Below are 22,723 nucleotides of genomic sequence, written 5' to 3'. Positions count from 1 at the left end.
AGAGAAAGGAGATGGAGAAGATGAGAAGAAAATGCGCTAAAATATTTGTGATATTTGCCTTGTTGTTACAGCTGGTACCGAGTAATTTTATGACAATCACGGCAAAAACGACAAAGACAACGACGGGCAACGTTGTGGAAGTAACGATGGAAAATGATTCTGTTCAAGTGATTACCAAAGAACAGTTGCGTTAAATGGCAAACAAGCAACCTTCTTTGAATGTTAAGGTTCTGTTAGCTGATGAAATTCTTGATGATATCAATATGATCTTAACGGATGGTAATGATCCTGGTGATACCCAAATTTCACTGGTAAATGGTTATCGTGTTATTAACATGATGCTTGATCAAAAGCCGTTTATTTCTGGAAGTAAGATATCCTTAAAAGCGAATGATGGCAGTAATTTGCATAAAGTGCTTACGATAGAAGTCGCAAAAGATCAAAAACAAGCGTCATTAACAAAAGGAACACAGCCGTATGAAGAAACGATGCATAAGGTAGTTTACATTGTGAATCAAGAAGAAACAATAGAGTATGTGAAGCATGGTGAAATGCCCAAACATGCACCAATCGTTAATGGTGGATTTTGGACGAAAGATGGCCCTGGTGGAAATGCAATCGTCCCCAATCAGACACCAATTTATGAGGATACAAAATTCGTTTTTCATAAAGGGAATAAAGAGGAACTTATCACCATTACCTTTGATCCTGCCAATGGAACAATCGATGGCAGTTCCGATAAATATGAACAGCAAATATATAAAAACAATTCTTTAATTGACAATCAAATTCCTACCCCTATCCCAAATGATTCGCGACAAGTATTTATGGGATGGTCACTGCAGGAAGATGAATCAAATACACAGGATAAAGATAAGCTATATACAAATGAAGATATAGCGAAGCTTATCTTTTCGGCGAATGCCACCTTTGTAGCAATATATCAGAATACAGAAAAAGAAGGTTGGCATTTTATCTTTGCGCAAGAATCTTCTAATGTCGAGGTGTTTTATAGCGAGGATGGAAAAACCATTCAGCAGATGCAGAAAGGCCGCTCACATGAAGTGATAGATGAAGATGGTTATGTGGAATTTTTCGTAAAAGTGCCAACAGGCTATTCGGCAGGCACACAGTTTTTGCATCATAATGCATCAACTTTAGAAGGATTGGATGCTACTACAGGAGAAGCGATTTATCGTGGAGGAATCTATACGCCAATCCATTCTTTTAAGAACACGCAAGCAAGAGAATTGGCGATTGAGAAAGGATGTACTACGGCTTTTTTCTATAGCCAGTCCACACCGAATCTGAAATATAGAGAATTTAAGATTGCTGCTAAAATCGTAAATATTCAAGTTAAATATGACTTAAATGGTGGAACATCGGTTACCCCGATTACTGATCAAAACGTTTATCATCATCCAGATACAAATGTAAAAGAAAATATAATCAAAGTGAGTGAACAAACACCAACTCGTCCAGGGTATGTTTTCAAAGGATGGAAATTACAGGATGAGGATAAGATTTACCATGCGCATGATGAAATTCAAGTAAAAGATGTTTGGAAGTATGAAAATGATTATGACATCACTTATACCTTTACCGCTTTATGGGAACCTTTGCATGCATATAAGGTGCATTATGATTTAAAAGGCGGTCTTTATGAAAATAATGCATCGATTGCTGATGAAATAGTGCAATTTGATGACATTGTGAATATTGGATATCAGCCAATGCGCAAGGGTTATACGTTTGATGGTTGGTATTACAAGGACACCAAAGTCGCTTCAAAAACAGCATATCAAACACTCGTTGAAAACGATGAAGAAGTAAAGGAAATCACGTTAGTTGCCAAATGGATCAAGGATGATACGCAATGGATACGTATCACGTTTCAAGAAGGGGAACATGGAAAACTAATGAATAATCCCTTTACTGAAAATTTACTACCTAATGAGAATGGTTCTTTCTATATGGAAGTATTAAAAGGAACAAATTGGACTGATCATAACTATCAAATGCCGCTAATTATCGCGGATCATGGTTATGATGCTGCAGACCCTGCATGGAAATCAAACGATGAAAAATATACATTTGAAGAATATGTACAGGGAAAGGTAGCTTTTTATCAAGATGTTACGTTTATTGCACAATATAAAGAATTAGCATATGTAACGATACAATATAGTATCACAGGTAAAGATGGTAAGCCGATTGTTGATGAAGAGGGAAATGTACTCAGCGTAGGAAAATTATCATTGGAAACAGAACAGGTGAATCCGGTGATTGGTCAACCAGCAGGTTCAAAAGTGGTATATGATAATGCGAATGATGATTATGTATTTGCTTATTGGCTGACACCAAATCAGCAGAAAGTATATGATTTTGAGATTATGCCAACACAGAAGGATCATGTGTGGGTAAGTGAAACTTATAAAGCTGTTTTCTTACCAGATGAAAATCATAATGGAAAACCTGATGAGAATGAAGTTTTATCCATGTATTATGATGCAAACGGTGGCAGTGGAAGTGTCATCGATGAAATGACGTATCATGTAAAAGATCAAGTACTAATAAAGGATAATGCCTTCACTCATCCAAAGGAAAATGTTATCTTCATCGGCTGGAGCAAACAGCCACTAACAGTGATTCCGACAGATGGCAAGGCACCTCAAGAGATGTTACAGCCAAAGGATAGCTTCACCATTATGGAAACAACGACGCTATATGCCGTATGGGCAATGGATGAAAATGGTAACCATATTCCGGATTATCAGGAATCTCTGTCGATGAATTATGATGCAAACGGTGGCAGTGGAAGTGTCATCGATGAAATGACGTATCATGTAAAAGATCAAGTACTAATAAAGGGCAATGACTTCACATATCCAAAGGAAAATGTTATCTTCATCGGTTGGAGCAAACAGCCACTAACAGTGATTCCGACAGATGGCAAGGCACCTCAAGAGATGTTACAGCCAAAGGATAGCTTCACCATTATGGAAACAACGACACTGTATGCCGTATGGGCTATGGATGAAAATGGTAACCAGATACCAGATTATCAAGAATCTTTGTCGATGAATTATGATGCAAACGGTGGCAGTGGAAGTGTCATCGATGAAATGACGTATCATGTAAAAGATCAAGTACTAGTAAAGGACAATGACTTCACATATCCAAAGGAAAATGTTATCTTCATCGGCTGGAGCAAACAGCCACTAGCAGTGATTCCGACTGATGGCAAGGCACCTCAAGAGATGTTACAGCCAAAGGATAGCTTCACCATCATGGAGACAACGACGCTGTATGCCGTATGGGCTATGGATGAAAATGGTAACCATATTCCAGATTATCAAGAATCTTTGTCGATGAATTATGATGCAAACGGTGGCAGTGGAAGTGTCATCGATGAAATGACGTATCATGTAAACGATCAAGTACTAGTAAAGGATAATGCCTTCACTCATCCAAAGGAAAATGTTATCTTCATCGGTTGGAGCAAACAGCCACTAACAGTGATTCCGACAGATGGCAAGGCACCTCAAGAGATGTTACAGCCAAAGGATTACTTCACCATTATGGAAACAACGACACTGTATGCCGTATGGGCAATGGATGAAAATGGTAACCATATTCCGGATTATCAGGAAGAGCGCTTTACGGTTACATTTATAGCAGGAGAACATGGAAAATTACTTGGAACAACCACATATAAAAATTATTTGGTCAAGTCAGCAATTCATGACGCACAGCATTATAAAGAACCTACACCGGTAGCAGAAGATGGCTATGTGTTTGATAAATGGGTGATCGTTGATAAAGATGGACATGCACTTTTAGAAGTTGCAGAACCTGGCGCATATGTGATTCACGGCGATACGATTGTCAAGGCAGTATTTGCAAAGGATGACAACCATGATGGAATTCCGGATGAGCGTGAAGAAAAATTAAGGGTAAATTTCGTTGTGGCAGAACATGGTGCATTAGAAGGGACTACTCAATATAATGAAGTGTTAGCAAATACGAAACTTAAAAATGTAATAGATTATCAGACACCAAAACCAAAAGGAGCTGCTGGTTATACTTTTGATAAATGGATCGTTAAAACGGTGTCGAATAAGGAAGGGATAGAGATTAAGGATCCAAGCGAATATACGATAACCGAAAATACCGTATTTTATGCTTACTTTGCTAAAGATGAGCATGGAACAGATCCTATTCATCCTGATCATGGAGATGGCATTCCAGATAAATATCAAGTTGAAGTAAACTATGAAGTAAAAAATGGTACACTTATTGGAACAAGGAAGACCTATGTAACCCTATATGATGAAAACAATGAGCCTTCACAAACTGGAAACGGTCAATTAACAGCTTTGCAGATTCCTTTGGCAATTGCGGATAAAGGCTATGACCAAAGCAGCCTACAATGGTATCCAGTATGGCCAGAAGCTGGTATGAAAATCAAAGAAAAGATGACGTTTAAAGCCAAGTTTGAAACGGCTGATTATCAATTGATTATTCGATATGTTGATGAGGATGGCAATCGCGTAGCTGAAGATTATCAAACAAAGATTGCTTATCTGAATCGCTATGAAATAACATCTCCACATGTGGATACCTATGTTTTGGAAAATGAAAATGATCATATAATCACAGGCAGCATGGATGCGGAAGATAAAGAAATCGTTGTTCATTACACCAAAGACATTCATGGGACAGATCCAAAGCATCCCGATAAAGGAGACGGCATTCCAGATAAATATCAAGTGGCAGTTCATTATGAAGCTGAACATGGAACGGTTGCTTTTGATCGTGTATATGTGACATTACGAGATGAAGAAGGAAATTTTGCAACACATGGAAGTGGTAAACTAAGGGTTGATCAGATTCCAACAGCTACAGCAGATGAAGGATATGAGCAAGAAAGTGCGTCCTGGGTAAATAAAAAACCGACCATCGATATGATCATAACAAAAGATACGACGTTTAAGGTTGTTTTTCAAGCAAGTAAAGAACCTGAAAAACCAGTGACACCAAGTGATCCCGAGAAGCCAGATACTCCTCAAAACCCTGAGGAGCCAGATGCTCCTGTAACACCAGATAAACCTGATACCATACCTCCAACGAATGGAGGCAATACCGTTGATGCTCCTCAGCTTCCAGAAACAACGAATAGACCAATCGTAGCAGAACAGCCTATGATGCCATCAGTTTCAGATACAAGACCATTCGCACCAAACATAATGGGGAATACGCAATCAAATGGAGAAAGTGAACATGTTGATGAAAATGAGACACCGTTAACAAATGGGGATGTAGAAGTAATTAAGGAACATGTAACACCGAAAGCGAAAGGCACGGAAGCAAACTGGGCGATCATGAATTTCATATGCATGATCATTACGGTATTACTGGCAATACTTCTGTTATTATCAAAAAGTAAAAATGAAGAGAAATTAGAAAATGATAAGACGTATTCTTATGATGAGGAAGAAGATTATCAGGAAGAAAAACGCAGCTTATTTATAAGAAGTCTTGCCTTACTGCTTGCGATTATTTCAATCATTGTCTTCTTCTTAACGGAGGATATGAGTTTGCCGATGGTTATTATTGATAACTGGACAATTTATATGCTATGTTTTGCTATCGTACAGCTTATTGTCTTTATTTTAGACAGACGATGGAAAGAAGTAGAGCAGGAAGAAAAACAAAAAGCTTAATGTAAAGAAAAGACGCACTTCGCGTCTTTTCTGCATTTTGACCAAAATAAAAAAGCTGTTGCATATCACCTAGAAAGGCTCATTTGCAACAGCTTAATGAATAAATGATTATTCAGCTACAACGTTAGCAGCCTGCTGACCACGGTCACTGTCAACTACATCAAAAGAAACTCTCTGTCCTTCTTCTAATGTACGGAAACCATCAGACTGGATGCTTGAATAGTGTACGAATACATCCTTACCTTCATCAGAAGTGATGAATCCATAACCTTTTTCTGCATTAAACCATTTTACTTTACCTGTACTCATTTTTAGTACCTCCTTATAAATTTAATAAGAAGCACTCAAATGTATAAAAAAATCACAAACATCGGATCCTGTACATATTGAGTCATAAATACAATTCCGAGAATTTGTGAATCTTGAAATCATAGTTATTGCTTTTTATTACAGATTTACAATAACACTTCTTTTGCATAAAGTCAATCGTTTTCTATTTTTATCTAACCTTTTTCTAAAAAAGTTGGATGTTTTATTAACAATGGCTGTATCCGTTCATCGAAATGGCAAAAATATTTGAAAGCAGTTTCAGATTTATCGGAATTGGGGTATAATAGATACATAAAAGAAGAGGAAACGAAAGGAGTACGCCTATGTTGATAAAAGATGAATTCCTGCGTGCAGCGATTGCCAGAACATTGCAATTGAAGGAAGAGGAAATTGATGAAAAGGCAATGGAGCGTTTAGTCAGTTTATCTGCTCGAAGTGCCGGCATTATATCATTAGAGGGACTGGATACAGCTGTGAATCTGCAATATTTGGATTTATGTGGAAATAGTATTGAAGATCTTGATCCTATTAAAGATCTACGCGAAGTTGAGTATTTGAATCTATCTAAGAATATGCTGCGAGATATACAGGCTTTAAGAGGATACCGGCAATTATTGCGTTTGGATATTTCCCGTAATAATTTATATACCATGGATATCAGTGCAATTGCGGGTATGATTAATCTAGAAGAACTAAATCTGGAACGTAGTAAAGTTGATAACTTGGTTTATTTGGAAAATGCCAAAAAGCTGCATAAGTTATATATCAGTATTGAGAATGGTCCATTTCCACTCAGTATCTTAGGCACGTTAAATGAGTTAAAAGAACTTCATATGAATAAGATGTGGTTATATGATATTGCGGATCTGACTTATCTCAAAAACATTGAAGTATTAGATTTATCAACCAATCTGTTTTCTGATTTATCGCCTTTGCAATATATGAAAAAAACGTTGCGCAGTCTTAACCTGACGAATAACCAATATTTGAGTGATTGTAGCATTTTGGAAGAGTTTCCTAACTTAGAGGTCTTGGAATTATCCTTTGACAGCATCAAAGATTTTTCCTTTTTGAAAAAGTTGAAAAACTTAAAAGATTTGCGTCTTATCCAAAGTGGGCTAAGTGATTTGCGTATCTTAAAAGGGTTGAATAAGTTAGAAAAATTAGATATCTCAGAGAATCGTGTTACACATACGGAAGTCTTAAAAGATATGAAAAATTTGCGTTATTTTAAGGCAAGCTGCTGTTTCCTACACGATATTGACTTTTTAAAAAATGCGAAAGAGTTAGTTGAAGTCAATGTGTATAATAATTCGATCACGGATATTAGTGTATTAAAAGGCTGTGAGAAAATGACGGCATTGGATGTTGGGAATAATGCGGTACGTGACATCTCATGTTTAGAGGATATGAAAAACTTGGAATGTCTTTGTTTATCACATAATAATATTTCCGATCTGACTGCTTTAGAGAATTTAACGAATCTGGGTACCATTGATTTATACAACAATGTGATTACTGATATCAGACCATTAAAGAAATTGGTTAATTTATCATCGTTGCGTTTAGATCATAATGGAGTCATGGATTTATCACCGTTGAAAGATTTGACATATTTGAGTTCTCTAACATTAAAAGCAAACTATGTTACAGATCTGACACCATTAAAGAATTTAAAAAATTTATATGAATTGCGGTTGGATGAAAATCCAATAGAAGATATTTCCATGTTAGAAGATATGGAATATTATGATAAATTCTCTTATTAAAAAGGTGGGTAGCTCATGGAAATGAACTACCTACCTTTTTTGTGAAGTTTCATGGGTAACGCAAGAGCGAAACTGATCAAGGATTTCTTTAAAGTAACCGAAGGCATCTTCATAAACCTGCGTTTGGCGTGGATCTACACCGGCATGCATCAATTCATCTAAAGGCGCTTCACTGCCGCCTTTTGTAAGGAACTCGCGATAGGCATCAACTTCACCATTTAAGATTTTCTTGGCAAAGCTAATGGCAACCGACATGCCTAAAGTGTATTTGTACACATAGAAGTTATAATAGAAATGAGGAACATGATAACAGCCGTAACGCTGTAAATCATCCACAATGACACTGTCACCAAAATAGTCTTTATTAAGCTGCTCATACAGATCACATACATCTTTTGAGGACAGTGCTTCTCCTTTTTCAATGGCTTCATATAACTGATATTCAAAAGTAGCATACATGGTTTGACGATACATCGTGCCAATCATCTGATTCAATAGATTGCTTAATAAATAAGCCTTATGGTCATTATTATCAGAATGCTTTAATAAATAGTCGTTTAATAATAATTCATTGACTGTAGAAGCAACCTCGGCAACAAAAATACGATATTCTGCTAACATTGCGCGATTATGCTTATGGGAATAATAAGAATGCATAGAATGTCCGAATTCATGTGCCAGTGTACTAAGGGAATCATATTCTCCTGTAAAGTTTGTTAGAATAAAAGGCTTGGAATCATACGTACCTGCAGAATAAGCACCAGAGCGCTTCTTTTCATGTGGCATAAAATCAATCCAACGTTCTTCTCTAGCTACATCAAGCATAGCGATATAATCCTCACCTAAAGGAGCTAACGCTTTTTTTAAAATGGCGAAGCAGTCATCCACCGTATATGTGATATCTACAGATTTTACTAAAGGAAGGGCAATATCATAAACATGCTGTTGTTGTAATCCTAAGATTTCTTTACGTAACTTAAAATATTCATGGGCATAAGGTCGATACGTCTCATTACCCATTCGTACTACCAAATCAAACAGCGCTTTTTCTACACCATCTTCAAACAGACTTGCTTCTAAGGTAGAAGGAAAGTCCCGTAAGCGTGCTTCAAAAGCTTTTCCTTTGATATGTCCGCTTAATAGATTCAGAAAGACATTTTGATATCGTTTATATTCTTGAAAGTAATGTTCAAATGCTTCTTTACGTACCTTTTCATCAGGATTTAGTAAGAATTGATGGTAGTTACCACCATTTAGAAAAACCGGTTTTCCATCTACCATCACTGGTTCAAATTCTAGCCGGAAACTTTCATAAGTGGATTCCGGTACACGTAAAATATCCTGCATTTGTGCCATCATCGCTTCTTTTTCTTCATCCAATTGATGAGGCATGCGACGAAAGATTTCTTGCATTGGATAACGATATGCTTTGCATGCATCCTCTGCTAAATACTTTTCAATACTTTCTTTCTCTTTCATGACTTCTAAGTCCACAAAGTTTAGTGCGACCACCGTTTTTTGATAAAGAACATATGCTTTGGAAAGATTTTGTTGTGCTGTTTCTTCATCAGGATCTACATCTGTATACATACGGGCATAGCTGATAAGATTATTCAGTTTTCGGGATAATTCTTCTTGTTGATCAAAAAAATCACAAAAGCTTTCTTTTGTATCCGCTATATGACCTTTTTGTTTTGTCAGTGCATTGACTAAGGATTCACATTCCTGATAACATGTGTTAAATGCCTCTTGTGAAGCAAACATACTGGAAAGATCCCATGTATATGCGCTATCTATCTGATTTCGTTTCATATCATCACCTCTAGTTAGTATTGTAGTACGAAAAAAAACAATTCACAAGTTTCTGCAAATTGTTTTTTCAGATGCATCTGATGATTTTATTGATTTTTATATATCGCTCTTTTCTTTTTTCGATAAGCTATTTTGTTTTTTCTGCGAATGAGTAGAAGGACAATCACAAGTATTAAGATCAAGAAGATGACAGCAAAAGGTATCAGAATGTATGTTGTGATATAGTTTTTTCCATTTCCTTTGATGGTAGCGACTTCGGTAAAATCCATACTTCCTTTAGGCGCTGCACCTTGGATCGATACGATCGCAAAACTACCTTTCTTTGCCTGGAAAAGAATGCGAGTATCGGATTGTGTCGTGGGTAACTGGCGTATGTTTTCACCATCCACAGTTAAGATGCGATATAATTTCCCCTTACTATTTTTAGGTTTCTTTATCGAATACAAAACTTGGGTTTCAGGATCATAACCGGACATATCCTCTTTTCCATCTATGGTAAAGCCTGCTTCATAGGTAACATAATTTGCTTCTGCAACTTTTTTAAACAATGTTTCTTCCTCATTGCCGATGGAATCATGTACATTCACAACGACTGTTTTCGGCATCCATGCATTTAGGAACGATGTCTTTTTCTGCATTGCTAAACTAAGGCCAGATATTTGTAAATCATAGGTATCATCATGAATGAGCACACTGAGACGTGGCTTTAAATTTGGTTGCAAAATGCGATCCACGGCACGTAATACATCATCATCTAAGGGGTTGTTGCTTTCTTGCAAAACATCATTTTGAAATTTTTCTAGTTCAGTTAAGGCATCATCCGTTAACCCTACCTTATCACTATAGGTCTTAATGATATATGCTGCTTTTTCTTGCAGCTTAGATCCGGTGCTTTCACTTTGCTTTTTTACATGAATTTCATAGGATAAGGTTTTTCCCGCATAACGAATTGTTAATGTCTGCGTGCCAAGCGTAGTAGGATCATAGCCACTCACCATATCTGTGGTCAATGAGCGTTCTTGTGTAGAACCATCTTCGAAGCTTACTTGAATCTTTCCTTTTGATACATCCAGGTAATCATGCTGTTGGTAAGTTTGCTTCGGTTTTTCAATAAAGGCGATGTTTTTTACAGATCGATAATTTGCTTTATAAACAATGTCTTTTTCAGCTTTTTTAATTTCTTTGTCCCAACCGATAAATAAGGCATTCTTCTTCTCAGGTTCTAAGATAATCGGAATTTTACCACTCTCTATTTGCATAGTGATAGTATGTGAACCTGGATAGAAAGTGCCTCCATTGGCATCAAAACTGACATCGACATAGTTTTTTTCATTTAGATGCTTTTCATTTGTGATAAAAGAAAGTTCACTGGCTTTTACATACCCATAACTTTTACGATAGTTATATGTTGGATTTGCAGAAACATTTCGATCATTTGTCAAAGGTACATCGGTTTGTACAAGATACCAGACAGCATTTCCTTCTGTTTGTTTATCCAAGAGAAGCAAACTGGCTTGCGTGCCTTTGGGAATAGCATATAATGTCTTCGCAGCTTCTTTAGGATCTTTTCTGACATTAACTTTTTTAGTGCCGGTAATACCAATCGCATACTGATTTAAGTCTTTATCTTGTAAGGCATGATCAATGTCATAATAGTATTGTGCCGCTTTTTCACCCCAGTAAGGATCGCTAGCATAAGAAACATTCATACCGCCCGCTTTGTTTCCGAAATGACCGCCATGGTATTGAAATTGGTTCGGATTTAAATAAGAGGATGATATGTAATGGGCTGCATGAGCGTAAATACTGTCACTTACGCGTAAGTAGCGTGAGGCATTTTTTTCTACATCAGAATCATAGGCCGCATGACCAAACAAATTGTTGCGATTATAAGATAAGGCGCTGCGTCCGCTGGCACTTTCGTTTAAGGCTAAGGAAAGCATCATAAGGGCATTTGCGCCAAACTGATTTTGGTATTGAAAAAACCCTTTTTCCCCTTGTACGATCATAGACTGAGTGAGAATGTCATGCAGATAAGTACCTTCAAATTTGGTGATAGATTGTTTTAAGAGACGAGTGTTTTGCAAATAAGCATGAACATCTTCATAGGAATAAGTGGTTGTCGAACGATGATTGACATATTGATAATAATTATAATATGGCTGTTTTGCGTTTACTGCTTGTGTATGGATACTTTTGCGCACATCTGTGATCATGGCAGAAAAGTTTTTATAAAAATAATGACTGTCATAGCTATAGTAAATTGTCTTTTCTTTAAGGTAAGAAGGGGCTTGACCTAAATGCAAAACATTATCATAGCCCTTACTGGCAATATCACTTTTCAAATAATGCAACAAGATACCATTATGCACCTCAAAGTGTGAAACATTTGGAAGAGTAGTAAGGGGATGGATTGTCACATTTTCAATGGAAGTAGATCCGATGACACCTGACAATTGAAATTTCACCATACCATTGCCATCGTTATATTCTAAAAAGGCTCCATCGGCACCATAACACCCATTGGTATAACCTTCCTCTTGATTCGCTGCATTTGTATAGGTAATATTGACACTGCAATCTTGTGCTTTTTTAAATTCAACTACGCCATTTTCTATCGATAAAAAGGTTTGTCCTTTTGCTATGCCTAGATTTTCATATTGATGCTGTAAAAGGGTATGAGAAACCTTAGCAGCAGCATAGGAATCATTTTCTTTGATGATTTCATAATGGCCGTCTTCTGTAACATTGACCAAGCGAATCTTGTTATCATCTGGCAACGCAGAATCATCTTTTTTGGCTTGCACAGGCATTAACAAGCTGAATGCTGTTACGATACTTAAAATGATAGGAATTAACTTTTTCATAAGACACCTCTTGTTGTTTTATGTAATCATTATAACGTATAAATCTAATCTAGCGTATGGTATTTAAGAAAATGTAAGAAAACGTTCAGATGATCAGATAATAAAATAAAAAAATAATACGCGAGTATTCTACCAAAAGATCATAAAAAAGAGATGAAGACTTGCTAAAAAGGTAGTTAGCAAAAGCGTTTATCAGTACAGAATTTCTGCCTTGTGATACAATTGAATAAAATAGAAATAGGTAGGCGTTTTCATAAAAAATGATATATGAAATCATTAGGATATCGAAATTAGATATGGTATACTAATACTGGTAATCATAAGGAGGATATAGTTATGTCAACACCACATAATGCGGCAAATGCCGGTGATATTGCAAAGGTAGTATTAATGCCTGGAGATCCATTGCGGGCGAAATTTATTGCCGAAACTTATTTGGAAAATCCCGTACAGTTCAATACGGTTCGTAATATGTTTGGCTATACGGGCACTTATAAAGGTGTACGAGTTTCGGTTATGGGAAGTGGCATGGGAATGCCTAGTATTGGAATCTATTCCTATGAATTATTTAAGTTTTATGGAGTTGAGGCAATTATTCGTATCGGAAGTGCCGGAGCATATACAGACAAACTTGATCTATTTGACTTAGTTCTGGCAGATGGTGCATGGAGCGAGTCAACTTTTGCAAAAGCACAGGCAGATGTTGATGGCGATATACAGTATCCAAGCGAAGAATTGAATGCAGCCATTCGTAAAGCAGCAGAAAAATTGGATCAGCAATTAGTTGAAGCAAGAATTCATTCCAGTGATGTTTTCTATCATGAGGAAAATGTAGATGGACATAAAGAATTCTATGAAAAACATGGTTGTGTCTGTGTAGAAATGGAAAGTTTCGCCTTGTTCCATAATGCTAAAGTGCTGGGTAAAAAAGCGGCTTGTTTATTAACTATCAGTGATTCTTTAGTCACAAGTGCCGTTACTACAGCTGAACAGCGACAAACATCCTTTCATGCGATGATGGAAGTTGCCCTAGAAACCGCAATTTCATTATAAAAAAGTAAGAAAAAACAGTTTCAATAAATTGATATGATCCCTCTAAAGTAGACAACGGAAATAAATAAAACGCTGTTTATGAAAGGAGGGATCTTTTCTTATGGGAAGGAAAAGCAAATACACAATAGAACAGAAAGTTGAAGAAGTACAGGATTACAAGAGTGGTAAACGTGGAAAAAGCCAGATGGGTTGTGATCGGAAATTGTATAAATCTGGAAATGATTTATATAGATGGGTGTCACTTTATGAATGACAAGGTGAATCAATAGATTCAACCATTAGAAATACAACAAGAAACGTGTGAAACGAATCATTTTATAATATGAGAGACCACAAGGAAGACATTGTGAGCAAACACCAAAAGAAGTAAGGACAGCAGCGTTATCAACAGTGAATAAAGTTAAATGCGTTGATTTACTTCTATTGGATATTGTTCATTTAAGACATTATAGAAAAAGATGACCTATCTTTACGACAAGTCATCAATTACTGATTTTATTTATTTCACCTGTCTACTTGACAGGGGGCAGATCACTTTTTCAAGATTTTTTCCAGAGTAGCTACATCTAATAAATTCACCGTTTGAAATTGTCCTTTATAAAAAACGGCAAAATTATTAAATACGCAAGGAAGCTGTTTAGCTTCTTGTAAGGAATCCACTTTCAGAAAGGTTGCAGGTATGGCATGTTCTTCACAATATTGTTGCAACTTTTCAATTTTTTGATAGATAAAAGGGCATTGCATATCATAATATATTGTTAATACGGTATTTTCAATCTGCTGTTTCTTAGCGGTCTCATTAAAGTGAGGAAACGTTCCATCAAAGGAGAGAGCCAGCAATTCATATGCATGGGCAGTATCGACAATCTGGAAACCATATTTCTTGGCAAAACTTTGATCTGATAGCCAAGCTTTTTGCTTAGTTGCTCCAAGCATACAGATACCGGATTTTCCTTTCGCTTTAGCATCCTGAATGCAATACTCTAATAAGGCCTTACCATAGCCATTGCCTTTTTCTTTACTTTCTACCCATAAGCAATAAATATACATATAGTTCTCACCGCGGATAGGCACCCAGGCAGATGCTAATGGAGCATATTCAATAAAGACAGTTGCTTTTTTATTAAGTTTACGAAAGGTATGACCTTCCTTTAAACGTTGTTGTAACCAAAGACGTTTTGCTTCAACACCGGGATGTTTTTTCTTACTGCGAATGATGCAGCATAAATGTTCATCAGCTAGATTCTCCATTGTCAAATTTATAAATTCAGCACACATACTTATTCCCTCATAAATACTTTCCAGTACGAACAGTATAACTTGATATGGATAAACTTACAAGAAAATAAACTTCTTTACCTAATGATAAGGTGATAAAATAAGGCTTTAAAAGTTATTACCCTTATGAATATACCTATTTGTAAGAGTACCACCTGCATGTTGAAAGGGCAGTAGGCATTAGCGTTGACTTATCAATTCCCCTCTTTTATAATAAGCATGAACCCAGCACCCCTGGGGGGAGGTAACTTTATGACACCGGAAAGAAAAAAAGCATTACAGAATCTAAAAACAGCCAGAGGACAGATCGATGGCATCATCCGTATGATTGAGGATGAACGCTATTGTATCGACATTTCAAATCAAATCATGGCCAGTCAGTCACTGTTAAAGAAAGCAAATCTGCATATACTAAGTGGGCATTTGCACACATGTGTAAAAACAGCGATTGCAACAGGTGATTCTGATGAAAAACTTCAGGAAATCGAAGATGTTTTAGCTATTCTTTTGAAATAGTTCATGTGATGCTGTTAAAACGTGGATATTGCTAGGAGGTATACTATGAAAAAGACTTATCAGATTGGCGGTATGAGCTGCTCGGCTTGTGCGTCAGCTGTTGAACGAATATTAAAAAGAATGGATGGTGTAACCAGTGCACAGGTAAATCTTGTACTAGAAGAAGTCGTTGTTGAAGGTGAGGATTTGCCGGCTTTTGCGGATATGCAGAAAGCTGTGGAAAAAGGTGGGTATCAATTGCTGGAAAAAAGTGATGCGCAAATGCAGACATGGACAGTAAAAGGTATGAGCTGTGCAGCCTGCAGTGCATCCGTAGAACGCATCTTAAAACGATTCGATGAGGTAGAAGATGCCAGTGTAAATCTCATCATGAACAATGTGACAATAACATATCATGAAAAAAACTTTAAGGCTTGGAAAGAAGCTTTGGAAAAGGCCGGTTTTATTTTGGAAGAGGAAAATGAAGAAGAACAGGTAGTGTTGGATATTGAAGGCATGAGCTGTGCGGCTTGTAGTGCCAGTATTGAACGAGTGTTGCGTAAAAAAGATGGTGTCTTACAGGCAGATGTGAATCTTGTGATGAATCAAGCGGAAGTTCGCTATGATAAAAAGCGTATTAAACTCAGTGAAATTCTAGAAGCGATTCAAAAAGCCGGTTTTAAAGGTCACTTACATGTGGAAAAAACAATCGAAAAAGAAAAACGCTCTTATGAAAAGTTACATGTTTACGGTACACTGGTCTTGGCTTTTTTCCTCTTATATATCGGTATGTCCCATATGTTGGGAAGCATTGAATTGCCTTTGCCAAACATTATTTCTTATAAGACGCATCCCTTTAATTTCGCAGGTATCCAATTTGTGTTAGCAACGATCATCTTGATCAGTGGACATCATTTCTTTACCAGAGGGATCAAGGCGTTGCTGCATAAGGCACCGAATATGGATACACTGGTAGCGATTGGTACCGGAAGTGCATATCTTTATTCTTTGGTATCTCTTATGCAAATTTATCAAGGCAATGTCCATGCCGTCCATGCTTTGTATTTTGAAGGTGCCGGTGTTGTTGTGGCATTGGTGCAGTTTGGCAAGCATTTGGAAAGCATATCCAAGAAGAAATCCACCGGTGCTATTCAGGCATTGTTGCAACTTCGCCCACAGACGGCTACGCTTTGGCGAGAAGGTAAAGAAATCCTCATTCAGATTGAGGAAGTTAGTGTCGGGGATACCTTGGTCGTAAAACCGGGTGAACATATGGCAGTGGATGGCATCTTGTTGGAAGGTAGTGCTAATGTTGATGAAAGTATGCTTACCGGAGAAAGTATGCCGGTTAAGAAAACAGTAGGGGATAAGCTGCAGCAGGGAACCATTGATTTAGATGGACGTATTTTGATGCGTTGCAGTGCTACGCAAGAAGATACCACATTAGCAAAGATCATTCATATGGTCGAAGAAGCTCAAGGGAAAAAGGCACCTATTGCCCGTATTGCCGATCGTATTTCTTTATTCTTTGTCCCAACGGTCATGAGCATCGCAATAGTGGCTGCTATTATCTGGTACATGGTGACGCAAGATTTCGCCTTTGCTTTAACTATTTTCGTGAGTGTGTTGGTAATAGCTTGTCCATGTGCATTAGGTTTGGCAACCCCAACCGCCATTATGGTAGGTACAGGCAAAGCCGCTCAGTTAGGTATTTTTATTAAAAGCGGAGAAGCTTTGGAAACAGCAAGCACGATTGATACCATTGTCTTTGATAAGACAGGAACTCTTACCATAGGGAAACCGGTAGTAACAGATGTTGCGACACAACAGGATGAACATAAGGTATTAACATTTGCTGCTATGCTGGAACAAGGCTCTAAGCATCCCCTTGCTACTGCCATCTTAACAAAGGCAGAAGAATTGCAGCTATCCTATGAAACCTTATCCCATGTAAAAACACATAATGGTTTAGGCTTAAGCACAGAGATGGATGATGGCAGATTATTGGTAGGAAGTCGTAAATTCATGCAGGGAATGCAGATTGCGACCGCCGTTTATGAAGCACAGGAACAGACGTATCTGCAAAGTGGTAAAACCGTCGTTTGGGTCGCAAGGAATGAAGAGGTACAAGGGATTATTGCCATTGCCGATAAGATCAAACCGGAAGTGAAAGCAGTCGTCAAACAATTGCAGGACGCTCATATAGATGTGTATATGCTAACCGGAGATAATGAAATCACAGCGCAGGCCATTGCTTCTTCAGCAGGCATTACCCATGTGATTGCACAGGTATTACCGGATGAAAAAGGAAAGGAAGTCGAACGATTACAAAAGGCAGGCCATACGCTTGCGATGGTTGGCGATGGAATCAATGATGCTGTTGCTTTAACGCAAAGTGAGGTTGGTATTGCGATAGGAAGCGGCAGTGATGTAGCTGTTGAAAGTGCCGATATCGTTTTGATGAAAGATAGTATTGAGGATGTCGCAACAGCGATTCGCTTATCCAAAGCGGTTATCCGCAATATCAAGCAAAATCTATTTTGGGCATTCTTCTATAACAGCATTGGTATTCCGATTGCTGCAGGTATTTTATATCCGTTCTTTGGTATACTGCTATCACCAGTATTTGCCGGTGCAGCGATGGCATTTAGTTCGGTATCAGTCGTATCAAATGCGTTACGTTTGCGTAATTTCAAATAATAACATGAAAAGCTCTCACAGAAAGGAGAGCTTTTCTATTTAGAATTTGTTGTTTAGAATTTGTTGTTAAGAACCTGTTGTTTAGAATCTGACGTTCAGGCGATGACGTTTAGGATAGGCATGATATGAGGAATGACAAATGACTTTTTACTTCTGAATACTTCCTGTATACCTTCAAGATACATTATAAGATACCTTATAAAGATGAAAGAAATTGTATGAAATATTGAGAGACAATAGCACTGATAATATTAGAAGTTAATAACTCAGCGTGTTTTTTCATAAATTCCTTTAAGCCATTTGTGTCCTTATGAAAAATCTTTTTCGTTAATTGTTTAAGTTGAAATCTTTGTATATCTTCTACCGCTAATTTCGATAGTAAATTAAAACAATCATCTTCTAATGTTTGCCATTGAATAGCTTGTTCACTGTGAATATAAATCGGGCTATTATCTCCAACACTAACCACGCTATGTTCGATTTTTATATCTTTCATTTCGCATTCCCATAAATAGGACTATCATCACCAAAGGTAATGACAGAATCCTGAACGTTGATCGATACACTTGATTCATTTGAACCATTTAGATAGTTTTCTATGGTTTCCATGATTTTATAGGCAAAGGTTACATTTTTAAAATTAATTACGATATAATACCCCGATACTAAATTAATATAAAGATTTTTACCTAATTTTTTATTCCCTTGAACAATACAATAAATATAAAATGCACTTAAACCAATGACAATGGTTCCTACCAAAGGTTGATAAGAAAGTAATGCAAGTCCTATGATAAAACCTATGAAAACGCCGATCGTAATTCCTTTCTTTTTTGGTTCAACCATGGATATACTTTCAATATTACATACTTGAATAATACGGCTGTTAAATTCAATAATGTTTTTATTAATTTTGAAAGAATCCGTTATAATTTCTAATTCATTGTCTTGCGTACTGAATAATTGTTTCAATTCCATTGCTTTTTCCTCCCTCTATAAGGGCATTATAAAAATTTCATAGGTTAATTCAATATATTTTTTATTTTCTTATATTTTCTGAAAAATTCCCTTTGGTAATTATTTTTTTAGATGGCTAAGATACATTTATTTGTATAAATTGTATAAAATAAAACTGTTTTTTGTGAAAAATGGTTTTTCCTTCTGTGAAATTATGTATAGATAGTAAGTTGTTATGTAAAATATCTTCGAAAGGTATCAAAAGAATGCAAATGTTATTCTTTATCATAAAAGTAGTAAGAAATAATAGTGAATATGTATCTGAATGAATCAGCTTTATCTTAAAAAAGATGATAAAAAAACATTTAAGTTTGTGAATATCACCTAAAAATGTAAAATGTTGATGAAAAATAAAGAAAGTTATAGTACAATATAAACATTGAGTAAGAAATGGAAGGTGCTTTATGAAACCAATCGTATGGATCGCTTTTATCGTCGTTTTGATTATTTCTGTAGTTGGTACACAATGGTACAAACGCAGTACATTCAATAAATTATTGAAATGTTTACAAAACCAGGATTTTGACAAATTCTTCACTATCTTAGACTCGCTTGCCTGCAAATACTTTTTTGCGCCATTTAATCGTGAACATATGCGTTTAAATGCCTTCTTCATGATGGGAGATAGTACCAAGATTCGTGAGCAGTTTGATTTGATCTTAAATATGCGCATCAACAAGAAGCAGCGTTTAGATGTATGCATGAAGGCATTTTACTTCTATGTAGATGAAGAAGATAAGGTGAAGGCAAAAGAAATCCTTGATCGTATGCAAGGTGTAACGGATGAAACATTATATGAACAATGCAATCTGATTTATGAGATCTTATTATTGAAGAAAACAGATTATATTGATGTGATGGAAGAACACGTGAAAGCATGTGAACCAGGCTTTGATCGAGGCATGTTCCATTATCTGTTGGCATTACAGTATAGCTATTTAGATCAAAAGAAAAAAGAAATGGAACACTTGCGTATCGCGAAAACAGATATGAAAGATACACCATATGAAACAAAAATCAATAAAATGATAAAAGGGAAATAGTCAAGTAAGAGAATGTCTGCTATTAAGAAGGCATTCTTTTTTTCTGCCAGTATCTTCCTTGTGCATCTCAGTTGCGTAAACCATAAGATTCTCTATATACTAACGGTAAGAGAAAAGGTGGAAAATGTATATGAAAATCATAAAACGCGATGGTACCATTCAAACATTTGATTCTGAAAAAATGATCCAAGCGATGAAAAAAGCTTTTGTGACGGATGTTCCTATGGATCAGTTAAAGCAGATCGCAATGGAAATCACCCAAGAAATACAAGGCTCAGCTAAAGTCAGCGTAGAAGATATCCAAGATCTTGTAGAACAAAAGCTGATGGCATATCAATTTTATAATGAAGCTAAGGCTTATATTTTATATCGTGAAAAACGTAAAGAAAAACGACAAATGCTCTTAGAACTATGCCATGAGGTACAGGATGAAAAACTATTGCCCATCTTTATGCAAATCCAGAAAGATTTTGATGAAACATATGATTTGCATGCACTTTATATCAAATTTCATTCCTTTTTAAAAGAAACCATGGGGCATGAAGAACGCTTGCAAATGCTTATGAAAGCATGTGTCGAGCTGATTAGTAAGGAAACACCGAAATGGGAATATATTGCAGCACGTTTTTTGAGCTACCAACTACATCAGGAAATTAATGCCCGTATGAAGCAACTGCAGCTTACTTCCTTTTATGAGAAGATTCAGTATTTAAGCAAACAAGGGTTATATGGTGCTTATATGTTAGATGCTTATCAGAAAGAAGAAATCGATGAACTAAAGCGATACGTAAAGGATGAGCGTGATGCTTTGTTTACATATAGCGGTTTAGAATTAGTGGTGAAACGCTATTTACTGCGTACGCATGATTTACAGCTGATGGAAACGCCACAGGAAATGTTTATGGGAATCGCCATGCATCTGGCAATACCTGAGACGAATCGTGTATATTGGGCAAAACAGATTTATGATATCCTAAGCACCTTAAAGGTAACAATGGCAACACCGACGATGGCCAATGCTCGCAAACCATACCATCAACTATCCAGCTGTTTTATTGATACGGTCGCAGATACTTTAGCTAATATTTATAAGTCTATTGATAACTTTGCGCAAATTTCCAAATATGGCGGTGGCATGGGCCTTTATTTTGGAAAAGTACGCGCAAATGGCAGCGATATTCGCGGATTTAAAGGAGCGGCCGGTGGAGTGATACGCTGGATCAAGCTGGTCAATGATACCGCTACAGCAGTGGATCAGCTAGGAGTGCGTCAGGGAGCGGTTGCAGTGTATTTGGATGCATGGCATAAGGACTTACCTGAATTTCTAAATTTACGTACCAATAATGGGGATGATCGCATGAAAGCTCATGATGTCTTCCCGGCTATCTGTTATCCGGATTTATTTTGGAAAATGGCGAAAGAGGATTTAAACGCAACATGGTATCTGATGTGTCCGCATGAGATAGGGAAAGTGAAAGGCTATCAATTAGAAGATTTTTATGGCGAAGAATGGGAAGAACGTTACTTTGACTGTGTGAATGACGCTCGCATCTCAAAACGTGAAATGATCTTAAAAGATCTAGTGCGTCTGATTCTAAAGTCCGCGGTGGAGACAGGAACACCTTTCACATTTAATCGCGATCAGGTAAATAAAATGAATCCCAATGGGCATAAGGGCATGATCTATTGTAGTAATTTATGTACAGAAATTGCCCAAAACATGTCAGCTATCACTTTAACAGAACCACAAATCATAAAGGTTGATGAGGAAGAGATTGTTGTAAATAAAAGCAAGCCAGGCGATTTTGTTGTTTGTAATCTAGCGAGTCTATCCTTAGGTAATATTGATGTGACAAACAAGCAAGAGCTTTCACATATCATACATACGATCGTTCGCGCATTAGATAATGTCATCGATTTAAACTACTATCCGATTCCATATGCAGAAATAACAAATCGTCAATATCGAGCAATTGGCTTAGGGGTTAGCGGATATCATCACATGCTGGTAAAACAAGGTTTGCGCTTTGAAAGTGAGGAACATTTGCAATTTGTGGATACGCTGTTTGAAACGATCAATGCTTATGCCATTCAGGCAAGTAATGTTTTAGCCAAAGAAAAAGGCAGTTATCAATATTTTAAAGGGAGTGACTGGGACAGTGGCGCTTACTTTACGAAACGTGGTTATCAAAACGAAAGTTGGCAGAAACTTGCTCAGGATGTTCACACATATGGGATGCGCAACGCTTATTTGTTGGCTGTTGCGCCAACTAGTTCAACATCAATCATCGCGGGCACCAGCGCCGGTGTAGACCCCATCATGAACAAATATTTTTTAGAAGAGAAAAAAGGCAGTATGATTGCCCGTGTGGCGCCTGATCTTAATCCACAGACTTTCTGGCTCTACAAAAACGCCCATCAGATACAACAGGAATGGATCGTGAAAGCTGCTGGTATCCGTCAGCGCCATATCGATCAGGCACAGTCTGTAAACTTATATATCACAAATGAATTTACATTGCGCACGGTTCTGAATTTATATATCCAGGCATGGGAAAATGGTGTTAAAACACTATATTATGTGCGTAGTAAGGCATTAGAAGTAGAAGAATGCGAATCTTGTGCATCTTAAA

At 36.9% G+C, this 22,723-nt stretch carries 14 protein-coding genes; 8 read left to right on the top strand and 6 right to left on the bottom strand.

Annotation, left to right across the window (positions count from 1 at the left end):
• The first annotated feature begins 20 nt into the window (after positions 1-20).
• A complete protein-coding gene (locus EDD61_RS13820; RefSeq protein WP_165877201.1) occupies positions 21-194 on the top strand; it encodes a hypothetical protein in 174 nt (57 codons plus the stop codon).
• Positions 195-5,726 (top strand): FILTED domain-containing surface protein, encoded by a 5,532-nt coding sequence (locus EDD61_RS07450; protein WP_132224847.1) that lies wholly within the window; start codon positions 195-197, stop codon positions 5,724-5,726. It begins immediately after the preceding gene.
• A gap of 108 nt (positions 5,727-5,834) precedes the next feature.
• On the opposite strand, the gene EDD61_RS07445 is transcribed toward EDD61_RS07450, so the two are convergent.
• A complete protein-coding gene (locus tag EDD61_RS07445) occupies positions 5,835-6,035 on the bottom strand; it encodes a cold-shock protein (RefSeq protein ID WP_008687192.1) in 201 nt (66 codons plus the stop codon).
• 344 nt (positions 6,036-6,379) lie between these two features.
• Between EDD61_RS07445 and EDD61_RS07440 the strand changes: the two genes are divergently transcribed.
• Positions 6,380-7,825 (top strand): leucine-rich repeat domain-containing protein, encoded by a 1,446-nt coding sequence (locus EDD61_RS07440; RefSeq protein WP_008687194.1) that lies wholly within the window; start codon positions 6,380-6,382, stop codon positions 7,823-7,825.
• 30 nt (positions 7,826-7,855) lie between these two features.
• Here the strand turns inward: EDD61_RS07440 and pepF are convergent, their stop codons facing one another.
• Both pepF and EDD61_RS07430 read right to left on the bottom strand, forming a co-directional pair.
• The gene (gene pepF, locus EDD61_RS07435) at positions 7,856-9,637 is read right to left on the bottom strand and encodes an oligoendopeptidase F (RefSeq protein ID WP_132224845.1); all 1,782 of its coding nucleotides are present in this window, start codon (positions 9,635-9,637) and stop codon (positions 7,856-7,858) included.
• Between the two features lie 86 nt (positions 9,638-9,723).
• Entirely contained in the window at positions 9,724-12,504 is a 2,781-nt protein-coding gene (locus tag EDD61_RS07430; protein ID WP_132224843.1) for a glucosaminidase domain-containing protein, read from the bottom strand.
• A gap of 336 nt (positions 12,505-12,840) precedes the next feature.
• Here EDD61_RS07430 and deoD point away from each other — a divergent pair, with 336 nt between their 5' ends.
• A complete protein-coding gene (deoD, locus tag EDD61_RS07425) occupies positions 12,841-13,557 on the top strand; it encodes a purine-nucleoside phosphorylase (protein ID WP_008687199.1) in 717 nt (238 codons plus the stop codon).
• A 531-nt stretch (positions 13,558-14,088) separates the two neighbouring features.
• On the opposite strand, the gene EDD61_RS07420 is transcribed toward deoD, so the two are convergent.
• A complete protein-coding gene (locus tag EDD61_RS07420) occupies positions 14,089-14,835 on the bottom strand; it encodes a GNAT family N-acetyltransferase (protein ID WP_117548173.1) in 747 nt (248 codons plus the stop codon).
• A gap of 252 nt (positions 14,836-15,087) precedes the next feature.
• Between EDD61_RS07420 and EDD61_RS07415 the strand changes: the two genes are divergently transcribed.
• The gene (locus tag EDD61_RS07415) at positions 15,088-15,351 is read left to right on the top strand and encodes a metal-sensing transcriptional repressor (RefSeq protein ID WP_008687206.1); all 264 of its coding nucleotides are present in this window, start codon (positions 15,088-15,090) and stop codon (positions 15,349-15,351) included.
• A 45-nt stretch (positions 15,352-15,396) separates the two neighbouring features.
• A complete protein-coding gene (locus EDD61_RS07410) occupies positions 15,397-18,030 on the top strand; it encodes a heavy metal translocating P-type ATPase (protein WP_132224841.1) in 2,634 nt (877 codons plus the stop codon).
• 196 nt (positions 18,031-18,226) lie between these two features.
• Here EDD61_RS07410 and EDD61_RS07405 read toward each other — a convergent pair whose 3' ends face one another.
• Both EDD61_RS07405 and EDD61_RS07400 read right to left on the bottom strand, forming a co-directional pair.
• A complete protein-coding gene (locus EDD61_RS07405; protein ID WP_008687209.1) occupies positions 18,227-18,526 on the bottom strand; it encodes a hypothetical protein in 300 nt (99 codons plus the stop codon).
• Positions 18,523-19,008 carry a hypothetical protein gene (locus tag EDD61_RS07400; RefSeq protein WP_132224839.1) on the bottom strand — a complete coding sequence of 162 codons (486 nt, stop codon included), beginning with the start codon at positions 19,006-19,008 and terminating at the stop codon, positions 18,523-18,525. Before EDD61_RS07400 ends, EDD61_RS07405 begins: the two co-directional genes overlap by 4 nt.
• 443 nt (positions 19,009-19,451) lie before the next feature.
• Here EDD61_RS07400 and EDD61_RS07395 point away from each other — a divergent pair, with 443 nt between their 5' ends.
• Positions 19,452-20,090 (top strand): hypothetical protein, encoded by a 639-nt coding sequence (locus EDD61_RS07395; RefSeq protein WP_008687213.1) that lies wholly within the window; start codon positions 19,452-19,454, stop codon positions 20,088-20,090.
• A gap of 130 nt (positions 20,091-20,220) precedes the next feature.
• On the top strand, positions 20,221-22,722 hold the full coding sequence (locus tag EDD61_RS07390) for a ribonucleoside-diphosphate reductase subunit alpha (protein ID WP_132224837.1): 2,502 nt from the start codon (positions 20,221-20,223) through the stop codon (positions 22,720-22,722).
• Position 22,723: the final 1 nt, after the last annotated feature.

Source organism: Longicatena caecimuris (assembly GCF_004341945.1).
GTDB classification, from domain to species: domain Bacteria; phylum Bacillota_I; class Bacilli_A; order Erysipelotrichales; family Erysipelotrichaceae; genus Longicatena; species Longicatena caecimuris.
This window is presented reverse-complemented; position numbering and strand designations above follow the sequence as displayed.

Bases quoted from the DNA above. Each gene is read 5' to 3' on its own strand.
- EDD61_RS13820 (WP_165877201.1), top strand. From the start codon at position 21: ATGAGAAGAAAATGCGCTAAAATATTTGTGATATTTGCCTTGTTGTTA.
- EDD61_RS07450 (WP_132224847.1), top strand. From the start codon at position 195: ATGGCAAACAAGCAACCTTCTTTGAATGTTAAGGTTCTGTTAGCTGAT.
- EDD61_RS07445 (WP_008687192.1), bottom strand. From the start codon at position 6,035: ATGAGTACAGGTAAAGTAAAATGGTTTAATGCAGAAAAAGGTTATGGA.
- EDD61_RS07440 (WP_008687194.1), top strand. From the start codon at position 6,380: ATGTTGATAAAAGATGAATTCCTGCGTGCAGCGATTGCCAGAACATTG.
- pepF (WP_132224845.1), bottom strand. From the start codon at position 9,637: ATGAAACGAAATCAGATAGATAGCGCATATACATGGGATCTTTCCAGT.
- EDD61_RS07430 (WP_132224843.1), bottom strand. From the start codon at position 12,504: ATGAAAAAGTTAATTCCTATCATTTTAAGTATCGTAACAGCATTCAGC.
- deoD (WP_008687199.1), top strand. From the start codon at position 12,841: ATGTCAACACCACATAATGCGGCAAATGCCGGTGATATTGCAAAGGTA.
- EDD61_RS07420 (WP_117548173.1), bottom strand. From the start codon at position 14,835: ATGTGTGCTGAATTTATAAATTTGACAATGGAGAATCTAGCTGATGAA.
- EDD61_RS07415 (WP_008687206.1), top strand. From the start codon at position 15,088: ATGACACCGGAAAGAAAAAAAGCATTACAGAATCTAAAAACAGCCAGA.
- EDD61_RS07410 (WP_132224841.1), top strand. From the start codon at position 15,397: ATGAAAAAGACTTATCAGATTGGCGGTATGAGCTGCTCGGCTTGTGCG.
- EDD61_RS07405 (WP_008687209.1), bottom strand. From the start codon at position 18,526: ATGAAAGATATAAAAATCGAACATAGCGTGGTTAGTGTTGGAGATAAT.
- EDD61_RS07400 (WP_132224839.1), bottom strand. From the start codon at position 19,008: ATGGAATTGAAACAATTATTCAGTACGCAAGACAATGAATTAGAAATT.
- EDD61_RS07395 (WP_008687213.1), top strand. From the start codon at position 19,452: ATGAAACCAATCGTATGGATCGCTTTTATCGTCGTTTTGATTATTTCT.
- EDD61_RS07390 (WP_132224837.1), top strand. From the start codon at position 20,221: ATGAAAATCATAAAACGCGATGGTACCATTCAAACATTTGATTCTGAA.